The organism is Acidobacterium capsulatum ATCC 51196, assembly GCF_000022565.1.
Taxonomy (GTDB): Bacteria; Acidobacteriota; Terriglobia; order Terriglobales; family Acidobacteriaceae; genus Acidobacterium; species Acidobacterium capsulatum.
On record NC_012483.1, the window covers coordinates 1,962,022 to 1,982,992 of the forward strand.

Here is a 20,971-nt window from a genome sequence, read left to right on the forward strand (position 1 = left end):
GTCTGGAGAGATGCCGGTCAATGCCGCTCGCTGAAGAGGACGTGTGTCCTTTCTCTGCACAAGTGCGGTAGCCTGATCGGGTCTGAGTCTGCGCCCCCTGGTCTTAGCTCGATCTTGCATCCAACCGGGCCTTTGTAGAACGAATACTCAATGGATCTGCCGCATGGCCCGCCTGGGAGTGGCAGTATCTCAACCTTGATTTCATTGCTTTCGACAGGTTTGTTCCCTTGCAATATTTTGTACGCAGTTCTCCTCACCAGATTCGCAGGACGCCCGCCGGCGTTTTGCTGTGCCTGCTGATGCTGGCGTTATCCATGCCCCTTGCCGCGCGGGCCGATGGCGACGGCGGAGCGGCGGCGGCCAAGAAGAAGAACGCGCCGCCCCCTGATGTCGTGGTCTTCACTAACGGCGATCAAATCTCCGGCACCTTTGTGCGCGCCGTGGGCAAGAGCATCACCTTTCACAGCGACATGCTCGGCGATGTCACGATTCCCTGGAGCAAGGTGAAGACGCTGCACACGCACTCGAAGCTGGCCGTGCTGGCCGGCAGCGTCACGATTCGCCACCGGCATCTACCGCCGGAAATTCCCATCGGCACGCTCTCGCTTGCAAACAGCATGTTGACCGTGCAGCCCACTCAGCCGGCCCCGGCTGTGACGTTTCCGGTCAAGCGAGCGCAGTATGTGCTCGACAAGCAGACCGTGGCCAAAGAGCTGCGCGGCGCGCCAGGCTGGCTGCAGGCCTGGAACGGCACCCTGACCGGCGGCGCGACGGTGGTGCAGGCCACACAGCAGGAGTTCACCTTCACCGGCGGAGTCGCGCTGGCACGCACTGTGCCCACCGTGCCATGGCTGAACACTCGCTCACGCACCACGGTGGACTTTAGCGGCTCCTACGGCAAGATCAAGCAGCCGGCCTACTCGTACGTTTCCGGTACGCCTCCGGCGATCACCTATGTGCCGGCGAGCATCACCAAGAGCGCCATCTATCACGCCGACGCGGAAGAAGACCGCTACTTCTCCCCACGCTTTTATGCGCTGGCCCAGACCTCGTTTGACCACAACTATGCCCAGAACCTCGATCTGCAGCAGGCCTATGGCGGCGGCATCGGTTGGACGACGATCAAGCGGCCCAAGCAGGAACTGGATCTGAAAATCTCACTGCAATATGAAGGGCAGACGTTCATTCAGGCGACATCAGGGCAGAACCAGACACTGTTTGGCTCGACCGTGGCAAGCGTCTATCAACTGAAGCTGCCACACAACATGCAGTTTGTGCAGAACGTCTCCTACATCCCGGCCTTCAACAACACAGCCGCCTACTCGGGAAGTGAAACCGATACGGTGACGATTCCCTTCTTCAAGAATCTGAGCTTCTCGTTTGGCACCATTGACAGCTACCTGAACGATCCCCCAGCCTCGGAGCCGCCAACCAAGCGGAACTCCTTCCAGTTGACGACCGGGGTCAGCTACACGATCAAGTCGAAGTACTAGAGCACCCCACGAACAAAGACCTGTTCGTGGGGGCCCCGCAAAGACCGCCCCATCGACGAACGCAAAAAGCCCCACGCCTCTTCATCAAAGCGTGGGGCTTTTCTTGTTGCCGTTTACTTTTTGGCAGGAGCAGGCATGGGCATAGCCGCCGCGGCCGGAGTAGCCGAGAAGTCGAGCGGCTGGTGCAGAATCTGTTCCACTGCAGGCGGCAGCGGCGTGTTTGCCTTGGAGAGCAGCAGGCTCACCTGCCACATCTGCTCGGGGCTGAGCACCTTGTCAAACGAGGGCATGCCGGTCAGGCGAATGCCATTGGCGACCTTCCAGTAGGTGACCCCGGCCGGATCGTCACTGACGCCAACCACGCTCTTGTTCCAGGGATGAGGCACCCAGAGCTGCGGCGCATGCGGATACATGTGCGCGGCAAAGTCGGAGTTATGTCCCACCACGCCGTGGCAGGCCGCACACTGCTCACGGTAGATCTCGGCGCCCGCATAGAGATTCTCCGGAGTAATGGCGATAGGGGCTGCGCCGGGCATCTCCCGCGCAATGCGGGCATGTAACGGGACATGCACAATCTGCTTTTCAAAAGGGAAGGGTTGATCGGCCACAGCCACCGGCGGATGACCGAAGCGGAAGTAAAAGAACACAGCCAGAGGCAATATCAGCAGACCAACAATCAGACCCGACAGGAATTTCATGGAGCGCTCCTCGCGAACCATCATAGCGGGAGGCGATGTTCAGAGAATCAACAATGACAAGTTCTTCATGCTTGCGGCGGACGCCAGCCGCGGTTGCGCTCATCCGGCGCGAAGAGGCGGCGAGCAACCGTAATCCGAAAGGCTCGTCCTCCAAGCGACATAAAGAAAAGCACCCATGTCAAAAATGGCCCGAACGAGAACTCCGCGCTGCCCAGCTCCCGCATGACCACGCGCAGATAAGTGGAGTCGCGCCGAAAGAGAAGTCCTTTGACGCCGCGATCCATGTGCTGCGCAGTGTAGCCCATGGTGAGCATCAGACGCAGCCAGAGACCGGGGGTGCCGGATGCCACCGCATTGCGGTAAAGAGGCTCCAGCACGGCGCGCATCTGTTTCATCAGCTCACCTTTGAAATTCAAAAAGTTCGACGCCTGCCCGTCGTGCGAGCGGATCACCGTCGTGCGGGTCTGGCTCAGCGCCCAGGGAGAGCGGTGGCCGACACGGCTCCAGAACTCAAAGTCCCCGGAGTAAGGCAGATCGGGCCGATACCATCCGGCCTCGGCCACCACCGCCGTACGCAACGAAACATTCGAAAGATTGCCCGGAATGCAGCCGAACACAGCAAAGTAAAGATCAGAGCGGGCCGGGTCCACCCAGGCCGGTAAAACCTCGCGCTCGAATGCGGAGAGCTTCGAGTTCGCATTGGCCGGATCATGATTGCAGCGCAAAAAGGCGATCTGCGGCGGCAGCTTCTCCCATTCCGCCATGAGCCTGTCCAGAGAGTGCTCATCATGGAAGTAGTCATCCTGACAGAAAATCTGAATGATCGGATACCGGGCCTGAGCGCACACAAAATTAAGGTTGCCGAAGATGCCGAGATTCTTCTCTTGAAAATGCACGTGAATGCGCGGGTCATTCAGAGTGGACAACCAGGCGCGGGTGTCGTCCTTGGAGCCATCGTCGCTGATGATCAGCTCCCAGTCCTGATAATGCTGGGCCAGCACCGATTCCACTGCTTGCGGCAGAAACTTCATCCCGTTGTAGGTGGGCATGACGAGGGAAACCGGCATTCTCTCTCCTGAATTTCTCGGGTCGGTTCGGGGCAAGGTTGACAGAGGATGACGCTTGACGGACGGCAGAGACTGCTTTTCCCGAGTGTATCGCGTGGGCTGCGGATGGGCATGTCAAAAAAAGCTGCCGCTCGCCGGCCTCAAACGATCCAGCCGCCGCCGATCACCTCGTCCTCGTCATAGAAGACGGCCGACTGCCCCGGAGTCACCGCACGCTGCGGCTCGTCGAAGGTGATCTCAGCCTCGGCCGTGCCATCCGCGCCGCGCACCGGGCGCACAGTGGCCCAGGCGGGCTCATGGCGGTGGCGAATCTTGACCTGCGCGCGCCGCTCGCCGGTCAGATCAGCAATGCTGATCCAGTTGCAGTCGCGGGCGCGGAAGGTCTCGGTCGCCAGCTCCGTATCGCTGCCCACGGTGACGCGGTGCGATGCCGGATCAATCTGCAGCACATAGAGCGGATTGGGCGCGGTGACGCCGAGCCCCTTGCGCTGGCCCACGGTGAAGTTGTGAATGCCGGCATGACGCCCCAGCACTTCGCCCGTGGTGGAAACAAGCTCGCCCGCGCTGTCTGGAATGCTCTCGCCCTGCTCATCGAGATAAGCGTCAATGAAACGCTTGTAGTCGCCGTTCGGGATGAAGCAGATCTCCTGCGAATCCGGCTTGGCCGCGAGGGCCAGCTTGTGCGTGGCGGCAATTTCGCGCACCTCGGGCTTGGTGTAGCCGCCCAGCGGAAACAGCGTGCGCGAAAGCTGCTCCTGCGTGAGGCCAAAGAGGAACCACGTCTGATCCTTGCTGCGGTCGGCCGGACGCTTCAATATCCAGCGGCCGCGCGCCGGGTCATACTCGTTGCGCGCATAATGGCCCGTCGCGATGCGGTCGGCGCCAAACTGGCGCGCGCGCAGCAGAAGCTGATCAAACTTGAGGTGGTTGTTGCAGAGCGAGCACGGAATGGGCGTGCGTCCGTGCAGGTATTCGCTGACGAAGGGGCGCACCACGTCAGACTCGAAGCGCTCCTGCTCGTTGACCAGATAGTAAGGGATGCCGAGCGTCTCGGCGACGCGGCGCGCGTCATACACATCATCGATGGAGCAGCAGCGGCCCTGCACCGGCTCGGGCATGCCGTCCTTGCCGGCGAGGCGGCGCTGGTTCCAGAGCTGCAGCGTGAGGCCGATGAGGTCGTAGCCCTCTTCGCGCAGCATGGCCGCCACCGTGGAGGAATCGACTCCGCCGGACATGGCCACCGCGACTGTATTGTTGAAGCTCACGTTATTAGTATGCGCCAGGGGTGGTTGGGGATGCAGCCGGTCAGCAAGTCAGCGAGTTAGCCGGTCAGCGGGTCAGCCAACCCGAAGGCGTGAGACTCTGCTAACTGACTTGCTGGCTGGCTTGCGCCAAAGGCGCGCTGACTCGCTGCTTTACCCCTTCTCATCCTTCTTCTCGCGCGGGCGCACCTTGAGCCAGATGGGCGAACCCTCAAAGCCGAAGGCGGCGCGAATCTGGTTCTCCAGAAAACGCTCGAAGGAGAAGTGCAGCTTCACATCCCGGTTGGTAAACAGCACAAAGGTCGGGGGCGCAACTGCGGCCTGCGTCATGTAAAAGATGCGCATCTTGTGCGACATGGGCACGCCCGCGCGCTGAAAGTCGATCTGGTCGAGGAAGCGGTTCATCTGGCCCGTGGTGACGCGCTTGCGGCGCTCCGCGGCAACGCGCATGACGGCATCGAGAATGCGGTTCAGATTCCTGCCCTCGGCTGCGGAGATGAAGATGACCGGCGCATAGCTCAGGTACTTGAGGTGGTCGCGCACCTGCTCCTCAAAGATGGCGCGGTCGGCGGGCGGCTTGCCGTCGGTGCGGCCTGTCGTCACGGCGTCCCACTTGTTGACGACAATGATCACGGACCGGCCGCTCTCATGCGCATAGCCGCCGATGGTGGCGTCGGAGGCCGTCACGCCTTCGGTCGCATCGATGACCAGCAGCGCCACATCGGCGGCCTCAAGATGGCGGCGGGCCATGACCACTGAGAGCTTCTCGGCCATCAGATAGGTCTTGCCCTTGCGGCGAATGCCGGCCGTGTCCACAATGCGCAGCGTCTGGCCGTTGTGCTCAATGACCTCATCGACCGCGTCGCGCGTGGTGCCGGCAATCGGCGACACAATGGCGCGGCTGCTGCCGGTGAGCGCGTTGAGCAGCGTGGACTTGCCCACGTTGGGCCGTCCAATGATGGCGACACGCGTCTCCGGCTGCTCATACTCGCCGTGGGTGCGGTGCAGGGGTTCCGGCTTTTCGGCGGCACCATCGGACTCGGCCTCAGACTCGACTTCCGGCTCGGTCTCGGGTTCCGGAAAATGCAGCACCGCGAAGACCTCGTCGAGCAGGTCGCCGACATTGTGGCCGTGCTCGGCCGAGATGGCGACAAGGTTCTGAATGCCGAGCTGGCGAAAGTTCTCCGCCGAGGCATCGAGCTGCGGCGTATCGATTTTGTTGACGGCCAGAAAGAGCGGCTTGCCGGTGCGCAGCAGCAGGCGCGCGAGGTCAAGGTCGGGCGCGGCCAGCTCAGTGCGGCCATCGACCACCATCACAATGGCCTCGGCCTCTTCGAGCGCAACGCGGGCCTGCCGGAAGATCTCCGCCGGAATCAGCGCTTCGTCATCGGGCACGATGCCACCCGTATCCACCAGGCGCGCCGTGCGGCCGGCCCAGCGAACCTCGCCGTAGATGCGGTCGCGCGTGATGCCCGGCTCGTCGCCGACAATGGAGCGGCGCGACTCGGTGAGGCGGTTAAAGAGCGTGGATTTGCCGACGTTGGGGCGGCCCACAATGGCAAAGGTGGGCATCGCGGCCGAGCCGGGCGTGGCGCCGGCCAACGGCTGATGAATGCGGTGCGCCGCCGTCTTTGAGGACGTGCGTGCAGGCGGCCGCGCGGGTTTACGAGTCTTTTTCAAGGGACAGGACCGGACTTTCCAGAATTGGCGGGCAGGGTGGAACGGATTCCGGGCTGCCTCATTGATTTTAGCGGGTTTGGCGGCACAATGGCCGGGCGGCTGGAAATAGATGTACGATATACATCATGAGGCGGACGCAACTCTATCTCGAAGAGGACCTGTGGAGTGCCCTGCATGCGCGGGCGCGCCGCGAGCAGACGACCATCTCTGAGTTGGTTCGACGGGCCGCCCGCGAACAGTACCTGCACGGCGTCGAGGATCGCCAGGCCGTTATGGCGGCCTTTGCCGGCAGCCGGGCTGCTCAGCACGACACGCAGGACTCGACCGAATACGTGCGCGAGATGCGGCGTGGCAACCGGCTGGCAAGGCTCAACAGCTAGGTGAGCGTTCTCGTCGATTCCGACATTCTGATCGAGGTCTCGCGCGGCCGCGACACGGCGATCGTGGAACGATGGATGGCCTTGAGCCGCAGCGTGGAAGCCGTTCTCTACACGCCGGTGACAGCCGCCGAGTTGTGGGCCGGCGCACGCCCGGGCGAACAGGAACTGCTCACGCGGCTGTTTCAGGCGATCGATTGTGCTCCGCTGGATGAAGAAACCGGCAGGATGGCCGGAGCATTTCTGCGGCAGTTTCACAAAAGCCATAGTGTCGAGCTGGGCGATGCGCTGATTGCCGCGGCCGCCGTGCAGCAGGAAGCGATGCTGTGGACACGCAACCGCAAGCATTATCCGATGGCCGGAGTGCGGTTTTACTGAAAGGGCTTACGCCTCTTCGGGCTCGATCTCGCTCGGACGGCGCTCCCTTACTCTCCGCTTCCCCGCATCCACACGATTGCCGGTATGCTGAGGGAGTTCCCCATGTCTTCGCCTGCGACCCATTCCATGTCCGCCATGTCCGGCTTCCCTTCGCTGCATGCGTTTTTTGCGCCGGGCGGGCTGCTGGCCAACTCGCAGTTGCCCTATGAGTTTCGCAAGGGGCAGCTCGAAATGGCGCAGGCCTTGGAGCGCGCCATCGAAGAGGGCCGCCACCTGATCGTGGAGGCCGGCACCGGCACCGGCAAAACGCTCGCCTACCTGCTGCCGGCGCTGAGGAGCGGCCGGCGGGTCATCATCTCCACCGGCACCAAGAACCTGCAGGAGCAGCTCTACTTCAAGGACATTCCCTTTCTTGAGTCGCTGCTTGGGCCCCTGCGCGTGACCTATATGAAGGGCCGCGCGAACTATCTTTGCCGCCACAAGCTCTATGCGCTGCGCAGCCAGCCCATCCTGAACGGTCTGGAAGAGATCAGCCAATACCAGGCCATTGCCGAGTGGGAGAAGACCACCGAAACCGGCGACCGCGCCGAGATTGACAACCTGCCCGAGGCAAGCGCCGTCTGGCCCAAGCTCGATGCGCGCAGCGAGGCCTGCCTGGGGCAGAAGTGCCCCGACTATGAGCGCTGCTTCATCACCGAGATGCGCCGCAAGGCCGCCGAGAGCGATGTGGTGATTGTGAATCATCATTTGTTCTTTGCCGACCTGGCCATCAAGCAGCAGGCTCGGGCCGCGCCGGATGCGGGCGTGCTGCCCGACTCCACCGTGGTGATTTTTGACGAGGCGCATGAGCTTGAAGATGTGGCGTCGAGCTACTTTGGCATCAGCCTGAGCAACGTGCGCTTTGAAGAGCTGGCGCGCGACATTGAGATCACGCTGCGCACCAAAGACGCCCTCAAGGTGGAGATGGTGCAGGCGGCGCAGATGCTGCGCGAGCGGGCGCGCATGTTCTTTGGCGCGCTGCCGCGCGGCGCGGCCAATGAAGGCCGCATGCCCTTCACCGAACGCGACGAATTTCTTGAGCTGCACGGCGACCTGTACCTGGGCGTGACCAATGCACTGCACCGGCTCGAAAAAGAGCTGGAGCAGTTGCGCGGCGTGGACGAAGCCGGTCCGCTCAAAAAGCGGGCCGCCGATGTGCGCGAGCAGTTGCGGTTTGTGCTCGAGGCCGGCGACCGCAACACCGTCTTCTGGATTGAGCGGCGCGGCGGCAAAAACCTGACCGTGCATCTGCAGGCCACGCCCATCGATGTGTCAGAGCTGCTGGGCGAGGTGCTGTTTGAGAACTTCGGCACCGTCGTGCTAACCTCGGCCACGCTCACGGTGCAGGGCGGCTTTGCTCACTTCCGCAAGCGGCTGGGCCTTGAAGAAGCGCGCGAGCTCATCATTCCCTCGCACTTCAAATACGAGCAGCAGGCGCTCTTGTATCTGCCGCCGTACATGCCCGATCCGCGCGAGCCGGACTTCGCCGTCGAGGCCACGGCGCGCATCCGGCGCATTCTTGAAATCACGCAAGGCCGCGCCTTCTGCCTCTTCACCAGCTACCAGCAGATGCGCGACGTGTATGAGCGCCTGCTCTCCGAGGTCGGCTTCCCCTTGCTGCTGCAGGGCACCGCGCCCAAGAAGGCGCTGATCGAGGAGTTCCGCAACACGCCCAACGCCGTGCTCTTCGGCACATCGAGCTTCTGGCAGGGGGTGGACGTGCAGGGCGAGGCGCTGAGCTGCGTCATCATTGACCGCCTGCCCTTTGCCGTGCCGTCTGACCCCGTAGTGCAGGCGCGCATGCGGGCCATTGAAGAGACCGGCGGCAACCCGTTCTTCGACTTCCAGATTCCGGCCGCGGTCATCACGCTCAAGCAGGGCTTCGGGCGTCTGATTCGCTCCATGGAAGATCGCGGCGTGCTGGTGCTGCTCGACCCGCGCCTGCAGCAGAAGCGCTACGGCAAGGTCTTTCTCGACAGCCTGCCGCGCTACCGCGTCACGCAGGAGCTAGGCGATGTGGAAGCTTTTTTCGCTTAGGAATTAGGCCGAGGCGGCCTACACCCTGCATACGCGCTATTTCGGCTGTTTTTTACCTGTGGGCTGACAAAGAAGATGCTCCGGATCGAGCCATTTGATGAAAAATGTACTGCCAACGATGAAGCCATGCACTCGCCACTTTTCAGTGGGCTTTAGGCATATCTGCCAATACTCTCCGGAATCCAACTGTTCGTCCAATTCAAAACCTTGCGGCTCGGTAGTGCTTTCAAAGTCGATTAGGTGGCGATGAAACTGGTGATTCTGCTCACAAAACCGCTCTACACTCCATCCGCTATACGACTTAATTGTCCGAAGAAGCTCCTGGTAGAAATCAGCGTTGCAAGCTGTAAGCGGAAACTTTTTATGCTCGATATCCAGATGTTTGAACGAGAAGGTGATGAGTTCCAGGCCCACAGGCATCTGCGGGTCTGGGATTTGCTGCGGAATTTGTTGCTGTCGTTTTGCTGCGCGACGCTTTTGTCTGCTTTTATTTAGCGGCACTCGCCTGCATCAACGCGGAAAAATGAGCCCTCAATGCTTCTTGAGTGATAACTCTCGTGGAAGGTTCGTCAACAGCCAGACCAGCCCTCGCATCAATCCACGGCCTTTCATTGTGAGTAAACTGTTCTAACTCTTTTGCTGAGTATCTGCCATACTTCTCTAGCAGCATCCCCAAGTAACGGTGCAAAACGGGGTTACCCTGCTTGCCTTTCTCATCAATAGCACCCCACTTATAGGGCTTAAAACGATGAAACAGGCACGGGATAACAGGGCCGTGGACCCAAGCCTGAATATCCTCAGAGTACAGAGGCTGACTGGTGAGAACCAGATACCACCCCTGGGCGTAATACATCAGCTTCTGCAACTTGAGATTGCTGACCTCAATGCGACGTTCACGGCTTGCATTCAGCAAAGCATCAGCGACGACGTCAATGTTGTAAGCCATCATTTCCTCCCAAGTGCGCCGAGGCGGCCTGTGGAAAACTCGGCCGCTAAGCGGAAAACTTCCTCTACTATAGGACGCTTGAACGCGCTATAAGACATGAATTTCCGTATTTTTTTCATTCTGTTCCTTTGTGGAAAACCTGATATTGAAAATTAAACATTCCACGCTCACAACACGCGACCGGGCTCCTACAGGAACTTGCGCTCGCCTGCGCGCAATGGCGACATATTTTCACTCCATAGAGAAATTCTGCAGTTCAATTAAAGCCGTTGCCGTCGATTGCATTTCGCTCTCAAGTGGACTTTTCTTTCCTGCTTGACCGCATGGCTCGCGTCGGCGACAGTGGTGTTTCCTCTTAATCCTGTTTTGATTCGTGGTGGAAAGGTTTCGCGAATATGTCACTGAAACAGTTCCGTTTTCCCGCATTGGTTTCTCTCCTGGCTGCGCTCGGTGCTTCGGCAATGGCGCAAACGGCGGCCAAACCGCTGCCCTCCGTCAGCATCGACGCGGCGGTCGTGGTGCTGGAGCACGTCCACGTAATCGACGGCACGGGCGAGCCGGAGCGCGCAGCGCAGACCATCATCGTCGCGCATGGCGCCATCACCTACGCCGGCCCGGCGGCGGGTGCTCCGCACCCGGACGGGGCGAAGGTGCTCGACCTGAGCGGCGACACCGTCATGCCCGGCTATGTGGCGATGCACGAGCATCTGTTTTATCCGCTGCCGGGCAATGGCCGGGGGCATCTGCCGCTCTATGGCGAGATGGCCGACAGCGCTCCCCGGCTCTATCTGGCGGCGGGCGTGACCACGGCGCGCACCACCGGCAGCATTGAGCCGTACACCGATCTGGCAGTGAAAAAGCTGGTGGATACGGGCGCGATTCCGGGGCCGGACTTCTACATCACCTCGCCGTACCTTGAGGGCAACCCGCCGATTGGCCCGCAACTCCATGCCCTGACCGGGCCGGCGGATGCGGCGCGCACGGTGGACTACTGGGCGGCCGAGGGCGTCACCTCTTACAAGGCCTACATGCACATCACTCCGCCCGAGCTGCGCGCGGCGATTGCGCACGTCCACGCGCACGGCATGAAGATCACCGGGCACCTCTGCTCCATCGGCTTTCAGCAGGCCGCCGCCATGGGCATGGACAATCTGGAGCACGGCCTGATTGTGGATACCGAATTTGTGCCGAACAAGCAGCCGGGCGTGTGTCCGGGGCAGCGCGAGGGCGAAGAGGCGCTGGCGAAGCTGGACGTCTCCGGCCCGCGGATTCAGAAGACCATTCACGTGCTGGTGGCGCATCACGTCGCCGTGACGTCCACGCTGGCGGTGTTTGAGAGCTTCGCGCCGAACCAGCCGCCCATGAGCGAAGAGATTCGCGCCAAGGCCGTGCTCTTCCCCGCCAGTTGGAAGGATTACATGGCCACGCGCACCGCCATCGCCGCGCACGCGAAGGGCTCCATCATGCCGCGCCTGCTCACCATGGAGATGCAGTTTGAGCGCGACTTTGTGAAGCAGGGCGGCCTGCTGATGTTCGGCTGCGACCCCACCGGCTACGGCGGCGTGTTGCCGGGCTATGGCGACCAGCGCGCGCTCGAACTGCTGGTGCAGGCCGGATTCACCCCCGAAGAGGCCATTCACATTGCCACCGAAAATGGCGCGACGTTTCTCGGCATTGCCCGGCGCGTGGGCACGGTCGCCGCAGGCAAGCAGGCAGACCTGATCGTGGTGAAGGGCGACCCGGGCAAAAATATTCACGACATTGAGAATGTGCAGGTGGTGTTCAAAGACGGTGTGGGATATGACCCGGCGAAGCTGATTGCCCCGATTCAGGGATGGATGGGCCTGCGCTAAACGCAGGTCTTGGGGGAAATGGACGAGGATTCGCAAAAAAGCTGGCGGTCTTGAGCAGTGCAATGGACAGCCGGCTTGAATCCTGTCTGCGAATAGTACTTCCGGCGCGAGAGTAAATTGCTATTTGTAACAATTGCCGAGTCACTCTGCCCCACGCATGCCAGATGCGGACATGAATGAGGCAGAGGAACTCTGATTGCTACGTTGTGTTTGGGCGCTGGAGTGGCTCGATAGCCTATCTGGGTTGAATCTTGCTCACGTGAACGGTATTGTTTGCCATGTTGAGTGTTCCGGTTACCATCACGGCCTTGCCGGAATACTTGCTGGCTTCCTTGGTGTCATCCACAAAGTGACCCACCAACTGCCCCTGCGGCCCTTTCCCCGTGACCAAAGCATAATGTCCGTTTTTCAGAGGCATGATCTTGCCTGAAAACATCTGATTCTTTTGCTGCGGCGCTGGTTGTTGTTGTGCCTGCGCATACTGACTCTGCGTTTGCGCATGCAACAAAGTAGGAGACTGACAGACCGCTGCGGCAAAGAGCAATGCTGTCAACCCGGCGGCAAAAGGACTCTTCTTCATCGTGTTGATCGCTTTTCTTTCCATATATCGATGCTAGTACTCAGGATGCGCCTGTCAAACCGCGGGCACGGGATATCTACAGCATTAGAAACCGTCATAGTTACGTTTTTCTGTTAACCGGTTTTATTTGTAAAAGTTGAAGAGGCAACCCCAGAAAAACCAAAAAATAAAAAAGTTGTGCTCCTGCTGTCACATGGTGAGTGACAAAAGACAATTCCGGCCCTTTCCGGCGGCCGCGCGAGACACCGAGTGCCCGGAGCGCATATCTATTGCCCTTACCCGCCTGGCAGTTGACTACTTTCTATTTGTAACTCCACACGCTCTATTTGCATTCGAGAGCCAACCATGGGTGCACAGAGGGCATCTAAAAGCGTCCTCGTGTGAGCGCGGTCACCCATTTCCCGCAGATGCGGCCTTGTTGCGCTCAAGCTGCTGAAAGATTGTCAGCCGGTCGGTGATTTGCCAGTGGCCCGTGAGACGGTCCTGCTCGTCAAAGAAGTAGGCCGTGGCCCCGGACATGCGGAGGGTTTTTCCGGTCGCCACGTAACCCGGAAGGTCGCCCTGATGCGTGGCCTGCCAGAGCCAGGTGATGACGACCGTATCTCCATCCTCGATGGAATGCTGAATGTCGAAGCGCTGGTCAGGGAACGCGGCACGCGAGCGCAGCAGGCGATCCTTGAATCCGGCGCGATCAAGGGTCTGGCCTTCCCAGGCATCGCCGGGATCGTGATGCAGGGTATACGCGGGCGCAAGGTAGGCATCCACGGCATCGGCATTGCCTTCGTCCCAAACCTGCCGGATAAATTGCGCGAGCTTCTGCTTGCGGGAATGGGTCATGGGAGTCAGGCCGCCTTATCTCTTCACGATCAGGTCGTGTTTCCAGAGTGCCAGGACAATGTCCATCTGATGATTTTCCTTTTTAGATGGATCCTCTGTGACGGCCTGCCACAGTTCACTTCGAGACCATTTGCGTGAGCCTTCCAGCAATAATTCCGCAGCCCGGACCGCATAATTCTTGTTGTCCTTCGACGCCGCGTAGTGCCCCGGAGGAATGCCCTTCACGAATCCCTCTTCGCAAAGACCGAGAAATGCTCCCCGAGGAGAGCCTTTCTTCCGGGCCGCGATGCTTGTGGGATAGACCTGCAACATAGCGGCTTCCCACCTTGCCACGGGATTGACTGTGCCTGAGCTGCCTTGTTGAGATGCGATCAGTGCCGCCTCTCCGTACCTGTTGGCCACGGCGAACCCTACCTTCTTTTAGTTTTGACTCTACAAGAGAACCAGCCCGCTTTTAGCTTTTAGCTTTTAGCTTCTAGCTAAGAGCTAACAGCTAACAGCTATTAGCTGTTCCTACCTAATTCGTGCGCTCGACCAGAAAACGGGCGACCGTTTTGAGTCCATCGGCGGCAGGGCCGTACGGCTCGAGCGCGGCGAAGGCTTCGTCGATGAGGCGCGCGGCGTCGCGGCGCGAGGCCTCGATGCCGAAGACGGCCGGCCAGGTGGCCTTGTCGGTGGCGAGATCCTTGCCGGCGGTCTTGCCCAGGTGCGCGGAATCCTGCGTCATGTCGAGCACATCGTCCACAATCTGGAAGGCGAGGCCCGCCTTGCGGCCAAAGATGGTCAGGCGCTCCACGTCTTCGGGCGTGGCCCCGGCATACACGCCGCCGGTGACGATGCTGACACGAATGAGCGCGCCGGTCTTGGCGCGATGAATGGCATCGACCGACTCCGCCGTGGGCCTGGTTCCCTCGCCCTCGAGATCGAGCACCTGGCCGCCAATCATACCTTCGACGGTGCCGGTGGCCTCGGCGATGAGGCGAATGATCTCCACCGTCGCGGGCGCGGGGCAGCGAAGCTGCGCGAGCGTTTGATAAGCGAGCGTCTGCAGGGCGTCGCCCGCCAGAATGGCAATAGCCTCGCCAAAGACGACGTGGCAGGTGGGCTTGCCACGGCGCAGGTCATCGTTGTCAAGCGCCGGAAGATCGTCGTGAATCAGCGAGTAGGTGTGCAGCATTTCAATGGCTGCACCCAGGTCCTCCACTCCGGCTGGCAGGGCGCGGTCGCGGCGCAGCGTGCGCGCGGCCTCCATGGCGAGCACCGGGCGCAGGCGCTTGCCGCCGGCAAAGGTGCTGTGACGGATGGCGCGATGAATGGAACTGGGCACGGCATCGGGAGCGGGCAGCAGACGCTCCAGAGCGGCGTCGGTGGCCTCAACCCCGGCGCGAAGAATTTCGGTGACATCGATCGTGGCGGACATTGTCGTTTGAAGTAACAGGATAGCAAGTTGTGAGTTGCCAGTCCCCAGTCGTGAGTTTCCCGGCCTCCCTGCAGGAGCGAATCGCTTTACTGAGAACTGGGGACTGAGAACTGACAACTGATCCCTGACAACTCGACTCTCACGGCACCAGATGCAGCGCGTGCGTGGTGGCGGCGGAGACCTCGGCCTCGCCGTAGGGGAGCGTAAAGGTGGTTCCGTGATACCAGAAGGGCCACTGGTCGCTGTACCAGGGGCTCAACGGGTCGCCGGACTGGCCGATCACGATATTCTCTGTCGCGGCGTTGGGGTTGCCGAAGTCGATGGTGAAGCGCTGCGACGGGCCAAAGCTGCGGCTCACATGCTTGACGGTGCTGGTGTCGCCCGAGAGCGGCAGCGGGCCCACGCCGGTCCAATTATGGAACCACGGCAGCATGCCCCAGAGCGGATGCTCCACCTCGACCACGTGCCAGGAGCCAAACTGCCAGTGGGTCAGATCGGCCGGGGCGTGCTTCTTGCGCAGCCCCTCGGTGACCACGGCGGCCAGAAAGTCGTTCCAGTTGCGGTAGCGGCGCGGCAGCCAGCCCGCGGGCTGATTCACGAGAAGCTGCTCCTCGGCATACTGGCTCTCGGCCCAACTGTAGAGCGTCCAGCGCGCGCGGAGTTTCGGCTCGAGCAGCATGCGCCAGAAGACGCTGCGCTCCGCATCCACAATGGCTGCCGCGGAAGAATCCGTGGTGACCTCGCCATTCCAGGTGCGCATGATGTTGGCCGCCCGCCGCAGCCGCTTTGACGGATGATCCGCATGGTCGATGGCATAGACGAGCCGCTGCGCCACGAGCTGATCGAGCGCGGAGTAGACATCATTCTGCAGCGCGAGCATGTCGGCCGGGGTGAGCCCGTTGCGCCCGCTCAGCACGCGCCAGATGCGCTGGTTGCGATACGGGTCAGCCCACTCGAGCGTCAGCGGCATGGGGTCATCTGTGGGCGTGACGCGTGCATTCGCCGTGGCCAGCAGGCCCTCGGGAGGATTGAAAGACTCCGGCAGCTTGTTGAACGGAATCATGCCCTGCCACTCATGCTGCGCATCGGCAATGGGCACGCCGGCCAGTCCACCCGGACGGTAGGGTACATAGCCAATGGCCTGATAGCCGATGTTGCCCTGATCGTCGGCATACACCACGTTGAGCGTGGGTGCCCACCACTCGGCGAGCGCCGCGCGAAAGCTGGCCCAGTCACAGGCCGTATCGAGCGCGAAGAGCGGCAGGTGATTGGCGCTGGCATCGTAGGCGGTCCAGCGCAGCGAGAGCGTCTCGCGGGTATGCGGCAGCACGGGGTTGAGAATGGGCCCGTGATTGGTGATGCGAATGGTCAGCGGCACGCTGGGACCGCCGCGCACCGGAATGCGCTCATGCCGCAGCGTGAGGCGATGCCAGCCGGAAGCGTCATGGTAAGCGGTGCCGCGCCGGTTGAGATGCTCGATGTAGAGATCCTGCGTATCGGCGTAGAGCGCGGTGAATCCCCAGGCAATGTGGCTATTGTGCCCGGCAATGATGAAGGGCATGCCGGGCACCGTGACTCCGGCGGCGTGAAAGCCGGGAGCCTCAAGGTCGGCCTCATACCAGATGCCCGGAAGCTGCATCTCAAGGTGCATGTCATTGGACAGCATGGGCTTGCCGCTGGCCGTGTGCGCGCCCGAGACCACCCATTCATTGGAGCCCGAGGTGCATCCGCGGCAGGCGGGCTGGCCGTCGATGGCGCGCAGCCGGGCGAGGTCGGCGCTGGCGGCACGGCTGAATCTGGTATGCGCGAGGGGCCGCGTCAGGCGCGCTGCCGTCTGCGAGGGATCGAGCGGAATCTGCGGAATGATCTGATCCGGCGCGGAGATGGGCGGCTGATCGCTCACCGGCGGATGGTCGCGCCACGAGCCCGTGGGGTAAAGAGCGGATGCAAGCGCCGGGCCGATCTTTGCGGTGATCTGCTGCCGGGCCAGCTTGTCGGGCCAGTGCTCATCGAGCATCTGCACCATGCTGAGGCCAATGAGGATGGAATCGACCGAGGTCCACGGCTCGGGCTTGTACATGAGCACGCGAAAGGGCGTGGGCAGATTGCCGCGATGCTGCGCAATGTAGGCGTTGACGCCGCGCGCATAGTCGGCGAAGTAGCGCTGCTCCGCCGGACTCATGCTGGCGGCGATGCGCTGCGCGGTGGGCAGCAGCAGCAGCGTGCGCTCCAGCTTGTCGTGCGCTACCAGTGAGGAGCCGAGCACCTGCGCGGCATCTCCGGCGGCGAGGCGGCGCGCCATGTCCATCTGCCAGAGGCGGTCCTGCGCGGTGACATAACCCTGCGCAAAGACAAGGTCATCGATGCTCGCGGCCTGAATGTGCGGCACGCCGTGCTGGTCGCGGCGCACGAGCGCGGGCGCGGCGAGGCCGGGGATGTGGAGGGTTCCATCCAGACGGGGCAGCGTCGCGAACATGTCGTGGCGAATCCACCATGCGCCGCCCACGATGCCGAGCGCGGCGGCGGCCACTAGAAACAGAAAGGCAGAGAGGGTCCAGCGCAGCCAGGGGCGGCGCGAGCGGGAAGACACAGAAGAGACGGAGGCCATGTCGCACTCATTGTCTCAGGGACTGGCCCTGTACCAGCAATCTCACATCCCCGGACTGGCAAACCCACATCTCAGAAGCGAGATGTGGGGCACCCGCGCTCTGATTCCCGGGTCCGGACACACGGACCCGGGGCACCCACGTCTTCATGACGAATCTCAGATCACTGAGGACTGAAAACTGGGGACTGAAAACTGGGGACTGACCACTGAGGACTGAGAACTGTTCTCTACTCCGCGAGGCGGCGCACCGGAACGCGCACCCAGTCCATGCCGGCGGCCTCGGCCGAGGCGATGCCGGCGTCGGCGTCTTCAAAGACGAGGCAGTCGGCGGGCGCGACATTGAGGCGCGCGGCGGCGGTCAGAAAGGGTTCGGGGTGAGGCTTGCCGTGCGTGTAATCCTCTGACCCGATGAGCACGTCGAAGCGGTCCAGCAGGCCGAGGCGCGTGAGCGTGTTGTGAATGCCCGCGCAGGGCGAGCCGGAGACGATGGCGAGGGGAATGCGCCCATGCTGTTCCAGAACGTGCGCCAGCACGGAGTGGATGGGTTCGAGCTCCGGCAGCAGCTCGTAGTAAAGCTGCTCCTTGCGGCGCACCACGTCGGCGGGAATCATCCGGTAGCCGAAGCGCTCGTTGAGCAGCTCCACGCTCTTGACCAGCGGCATGCCGCCCCACTCATAAAAAAGATCCATGGGAAAATGGCCGCCATGCTCCTCGACGGCCTGCTGCCACGAGCGCAGGTGCAGCGGCATGGAGTCCGCGACGGTGCCGTCCAGGTCAAAAAGGTAGGCGCGGTAGGGCTTCAAGGGAATGGCGAGCGGTTCGTGCGTCATTCGGGGCAGGATCATCGCTTTCTGGAAAATCGATTTCTACTTTGAGGGTACGATACCCGCGAAAGACCAGCCTTTGCCTTGACACACCGCCCGGCTCCGGCAATCCTAAAGAATTCCAACGCAGGATTGTGAACGAACAGGAGCCGTCACCGTTGAAAGTTCGCGTTTTTTATCACGACAAGTGTTTTGATGGAGCATGCTCGGCTTCTCTCTTCAGCCGGTTTCATCGCGAGTGCATCACCAGGGGCGCGGAGTATGAGTTCCACGGCCTTGTGCATCGCGCGGGCGCGCTCTTCAACGAGGCGGACTTCACCGGCGATGAGAATGCGATTGTCGATTTCAAGTATTCGGCGTCGCCGAAGATTACCTGGTGGTTCGATCACCATCTGAGCGCCTTTCTGACGCCGGAGGATCACGAAGACTACCGCCGCGGTATGGCTGACGGACGCTATGCAAACCGCCGCTTCTATGACCCGGAGTACACCTCCTGCACGAGCTTTCTCGCGCACATCGCGGCGACGCGCTTCGGCTTTGACGCCGCGCCGGTAAAGGACCTGATTCATTGGGCCGATATTGTGGACGGTGCGCTCTACGAGAGCCCTGAAGCCGCCGTGGAGATGGCCGCGCCCGCCATGAAGCTGACGCTCATCATCGAGGCCACGCAGGATGCGCACTTTGTGCCGCGCCTGATTCCGCTGCTGACCGAGATGCCGCTGGCCGAGGTGCTGCGCCAGCCGTTTGTGGCCGAACTGCTGCCCCCGCTCATGGAGCGGCACGAGCATTCGCTGGCGCTGATTCGCGAGCGCTCGGCCTGTGAGGACGGCACCATCTACTTCGACATCACCGACCAGCCGATGGAAGGCTTCAACAAGTTCATTCCGTACTACCTGCATCCTCAGGCGACGTACTCGATCGGGCTGTCAAAGTCCAGCTTCCGCACAAAGGTGGCCGTGGGGTCGAATCCATGGACGACGCGCAAGACGGAAGAGATGGTGAATCTGGCGGAAATCTGCGAGCGCTATGGCGGCGGCGGACATGCGCGGGTGGGCGCGATCTCGTTTCCGCCCGACCGCGAAGAGGATGCCCGCAAAGCCGCTGCGGAGATCGTGACGGAGTTGCGCGCGCACGAGCGCGGGTTGTAGATCGAACGACTCCTCTTTACTTGAGATTGAGCGAGGGCCACTGCGGCGGGCGTTTCTCCAGAAACGACCGGATGCCTTCGCGAAAGTCGTCTGTGAGGCGCGCGTCGGCATTGGCCTGAACGGCGGCGGCGATTTCGGCATCGAGCGCGGCGCGGGTCTGGTCGCGCAGCAGGCGCTTGGTGGCGGCGATCGCCTCGGGGCTATTCTTCAATAACTCCGCTGCGAGCGCCTCGCAGGCGGGCAGGAGTTCTTCCGGCTCCACGATGCGGTTGACGAGGCCGAGGGCGAGCGCTTCAGGCGCTTCCACGATGCGGCCCGTGAGCAATAGGTCGCGGGCCTGTTTTTCTCCAACCTGCGCGCGCAGAAACGACGACACAATCGCGGGGATGAAGCCGATGCGCACCTCGGTGTAGCCGAACCTCGCGCGCGGCACGGCAAGCGTGAAGTCGCAGAGCGTGGCCAGGCCGCATCCGCCGGCGATGGCCGCACCGTTGACGGCGGCGATGGTGGGCCTGGGGCAGTCGTAGAGCGCGAGAAACAGCTCGGCAATGCGGGCGGAGTCGGCATGGTGCTCGGCGGGTGTTTTGTGTTCGAGCGATTGCAGATGTTCGAGGTCAAGCCCGGCGCAGAAGGCCGAACCCGCGCCGGTGAGCAGAATGGCTCCGCAGGCTGCGTCACTGCCAGCCGCGCGGAAGGCCTCGATCAGCTCGCCGATGAGTTGCGGATGCAGCGCGTTGCGCTTGTCTGGCCGGTTGAGGGTGATGCGGCAGAGGCCGGATTGCTGATGGACCTGGATCATCTCATAGTGCATGGCTTCACTCACTGGCGCGTGTGTCCGTACTTCTGTTCGATGGCATGTGTGGCGGCGATGAGGCCGTCGAGCGGGCGCAGATCGGGCAGCGGCGCGCCCAGCCGCTGCAGTTCGGCGAGCGCCACCTCGGTGGCGATGTTGCCGACGAGCGCATCCTGCGCGAAGGGACATCCACCGAGGCCGCCGATGGCGGTATCAAAGCGGCGGCATCCGGCCTCGTAACCGGCGGCAATTTTTTCGGCGCTCTCCTCGGGCCGCGCGTGCAGATGCAGGCCCAGCTCGATGCCTTCCGGCAGGGCGTCGAGCGCGGCGCGCGTGAGCGCGTGCACCTCTTCCGGCGTGGCGAGGCCGACGGTATCGGCAAGCGAAATTTGCGTGATGCCCGAATCGGCAAGCAGATCGCAGGCGGCGGCCAGTTCGTCCGCGCCCGCCGGGTCGCCGTAGGGATTCCCGAAGGCCATCGAGATATAGACCACGAAATCGAGCCCGGCCTTGTAGGCGGCTTCGCCAATCTGTTCGAGCATATCCACGGCTTCTTCGGGCGACTGGTGTTGGTTGCGGCGCAGAAATTCGGGCGAGATGGAGTAGGGATAGCCGAGGGTCGCGACGGCGTTGGTGGCGATGGCTCGTTCGGCGCCTTTGGGATTGACGACGATGCCGATCAGCTCGACGTCATCGGGCGGGTCAGCGTAGTCGAGCACCTGCTCGGAGTCGGCCATCTGCGGCACGGCTTTGGGCGAGACAAAGGAGACGGCGTCAATGTGACGGAAGCCCGCGGCGATGAGGGTGCGCAGGTAGTCCGCCTTGATTTCGGCAGGGATGGTTTTGGGCAGCCCCTGCCATGCGTCGCGGGGGCACTCAATGAGCTTGACGGTATTGGCCACTGGACAGGTTAGCGCATTGGACGTGGTCG

At 61.9% G+C, this 20,971-nt stretch carries 20 protein-coding genes; 6 read left to right on the forward strand and 14 right to left on the reverse strand.

The window, feature by feature from the left end; genetic code table 11:
* Positions 1-227 precede the first annotated feature (227 nt).
* Complete coding sequence (locus ACP_RS07885; RefSeq protein WP_015896768.1) at positions 228-1,493, forward strand: DUF481 domain-containing protein; 1,266 nt, start codon at positions 228-230, stop codon at positions 1,491-1,493.
* A 113-nt stretch (positions 1,494-1,606) separates the two neighbouring features.
* On the opposite strand, the gene ACP_RS07890 is transcribed toward ACP_RS07885, so the two are convergent.
* The 4 genes from ACP_RS07890 to der form a co-directional block, all read right to left on the reverse strand.
* Complete coding sequence (locus tag ACP_RS07890) at positions 1,607-2,191, reverse strand: c-type cytochrome (protein WP_015896770.1); 585 nt, start codon at positions 2,189-2,191, stop codon at positions 1,607-1,609.
* A 65-nt stretch (positions 2,192-2,256) separates the two neighbouring features.
* A complete protein-coding gene (locus ACP_RS07895; protein WP_015896771.1) occupies positions 2,257-3,258 on the reverse strand; it encodes a glycosyltransferase family 2 protein in 1,002 nt (333 codons plus the stop codon).
* 140 nt (positions 3,259-3,398) lie between these two features.
* Positions 3,399-4,523, reverse strand: coding sequence for a tRNA 2-thiouridine(34) synthase MnmA (gene mnmA, locus ACP_RS07900; RefSeq protein ID WP_015896772.1), 1,125 nt, complete (start codon positions 4,521-4,523; stop codon positions 3,399-3,401).
* A gap of 150 nt (positions 4,524-4,673) precedes the next feature.
* Complete coding sequence (gene der, locus ACP_RS07905) at positions 4,674-6,092, reverse strand: ribosome biogenesis GTPase Der (RefSeq protein WP_015896773.1); 1,419 nt, start codon at positions 6,090-6,092, stop codon at positions 4,674-4,676.
* 233 nt (positions 6,093-6,325) lie between these two features.
* Here der and ACP_RS07910 point away from each other — a divergent pair, with 233 nt between their 5' ends.
* From ACP_RS07910 to ACP_RS07920, 3 genes are all read left to right on the forward strand, one after another.
* Positions 6,326-6,580 (forward strand): ribbon-helix-helix domain-containing protein, encoded by a 255-nt coding sequence (locus ACP_RS07910; RefSeq protein WP_015896774.1) that lies wholly within the window; start codon positions 6,326-6,328, stop codon positions 6,578-6,580.
* Positions 6,581-6,955 carry a type II toxin-antitoxin system VapC family toxin gene (locus ACP_RS07915; RefSeq protein WP_015896775.1) on the forward strand — a complete coding sequence of 125 codons (375 nt, stop codon included), beginning with the start codon at positions 6,581-6,583 and terminating at the stop codon, positions 6,953-6,955.
* Positions 6,956-7,057: 102 nt separating this feature from the next.
* A complete protein-coding gene (locus ACP_RS07920; RefSeq protein ID WP_238525682.1) occupies positions 7,058-9,031 on the forward strand; it encodes a DNA repair helicase YoaA in 1,974 nt (657 codons plus the stop codon).
* Positions 9,032-9,067: 36 nt separating this feature from the next.
* Here the strand turns inward: ACP_RS07920 and ACP_RS17325 are convergent, their stop codons facing one another.
* Entirely contained in the window at positions 9,068-9,532 is a 465-nt protein-coding gene (locus tag ACP_RS17325) for a hypothetical protein (protein ID WP_148215087.1), read from the reverse strand.
* Positions 9,519-9,980: a Panacea domain-containing protein gene (locus ACP_RS07930; RefSeq protein ID WP_041839411.1), complete on the reverse strand. Its 462-nt coding sequence runs from the start codon at positions 9,978-9,980 to the stop codon at positions 9,519-9,521. The genes ACP_RS17325 and ACP_RS07930 overlap by 14 nt, the downstream gene beginning before the upstream one ends.
* A 392-nt stretch (positions 9,981-10,372) precedes the next feature.
* Between ACP_RS07930 and ACP_RS07935 the strand changes: the two genes are divergently transcribed.
* Positions 10,373-11,830 (forward strand): amidohydrolase family protein, encoded by a 1,458-nt coding sequence (locus tag ACP_RS07935; RefSeq protein ID WP_015896777.1) that lies wholly within the window; start codon positions 10,373-10,375, stop codon positions 11,828-11,830.
* Between the two features lie 235 nt (positions 11,831-12,065).
* On the opposite strand, the gene ACP_RS07940 is transcribed toward ACP_RS07935, so the two are convergent.
* The 6 genes from ACP_RS07940 to ACP_RS07965 all read right to left on the reverse strand — a co-directional run bounded on the left by ACP_RS07940 (position 12,066) and on the right by ACP_RS07965 (position 18,105).
* Positions 12,066-12,434, reverse strand: coding sequence for a hypothetical protein (locus ACP_RS07940; RefSeq protein WP_015896778.1), 369 nt, complete (start codon positions 12,432-12,434; stop codon positions 12,066-12,068).
* Between the two features lie 366 nt (positions 12,435-12,800).
* Positions 12,801-13,247: an ester cyclase gene (locus ACP_RS07945; protein ID WP_015896779.1), complete on the reverse strand. Its 447-nt coding sequence runs from the start codon at positions 13,245-13,247 to the stop codon at positions 12,801-12,803.
* Between the two features lie 15 nt (positions 13,248-13,262).
* Positions 13,263-13,649 carry a DUF6979 family protein gene (locus ACP_RS07950; RefSeq protein WP_015896780.1) on the reverse strand — a complete coding sequence of 129 codons (387 nt, stop codon included), beginning with the start codon at positions 13,647-13,649 and terminating at the stop codon, positions 13,263-13,265.
* A gap of 115 nt (positions 13,650-13,764) precedes the next feature.
* Entirely contained in the window at positions 13,765-14,667 is a 903-nt protein-coding gene (locus ACP_RS07955; RefSeq protein ID WP_015896781.1) for a polyprenyl synthetase family protein, read from the reverse strand.
* Between the two features lie 139 nt (positions 14,668-14,806).
* Entirely contained in the window at positions 14,807-17,275 is a 2,469-nt protein-coding gene (locus ACP_RS07960; protein WP_015896782.1) for a penicillin acylase family protein, read from the reverse strand.
* A 227-nt stretch (positions 17,276-17,502) separates the two neighbouring features.
* Positions 17,503-18,105, reverse strand: a complete 603-nt coding sequence (locus ACP_RS07965) for an HAD family hydrolase (RefSeq protein ID WP_041839412.1) — start codon at positions 18,103-18,105, stop codon at positions 17,503-17,505.
* A 152-nt stretch (positions 18,106-18,257) separates the two neighbouring features.
* Between ACP_RS07965 and ACP_RS07970 the strand changes: the two genes are divergently transcribed.
* Positions 18,258-19,247, forward strand: a complete 990-nt coding sequence (locus ACP_RS07970) for a hypothetical protein (protein WP_015896784.1) — start codon at positions 18,258-18,260, stop codon at positions 19,245-19,247.
* Between the two features lie 16 nt (positions 19,248-19,263).
* On the opposite strand, the gene ACP_RS07975 is transcribed toward ACP_RS07970, so the two are convergent.
* On the reverse strand, positions 19,264-20,058 hold the full coding sequence (locus ACP_RS07975; protein ID WP_015896785.1) for an enoyl-CoA hydratase/isomerase family protein: 795 nt from the start codon (positions 20,056-20,058) through the stop codon (positions 19,264-19,266).
* Positions 20,059-20,066: 8 nt separating this feature from the next.
* Entirely contained in the window at positions 20,067-20,942 is an 876-nt protein-coding gene (locus ACP_RS07980) for a hydroxymethylglutaryl-CoA lyase (protein WP_015896786.1), read from the reverse strand.
* Positions 20,943-20,971 lie beyond the last annotated feature (29 nt).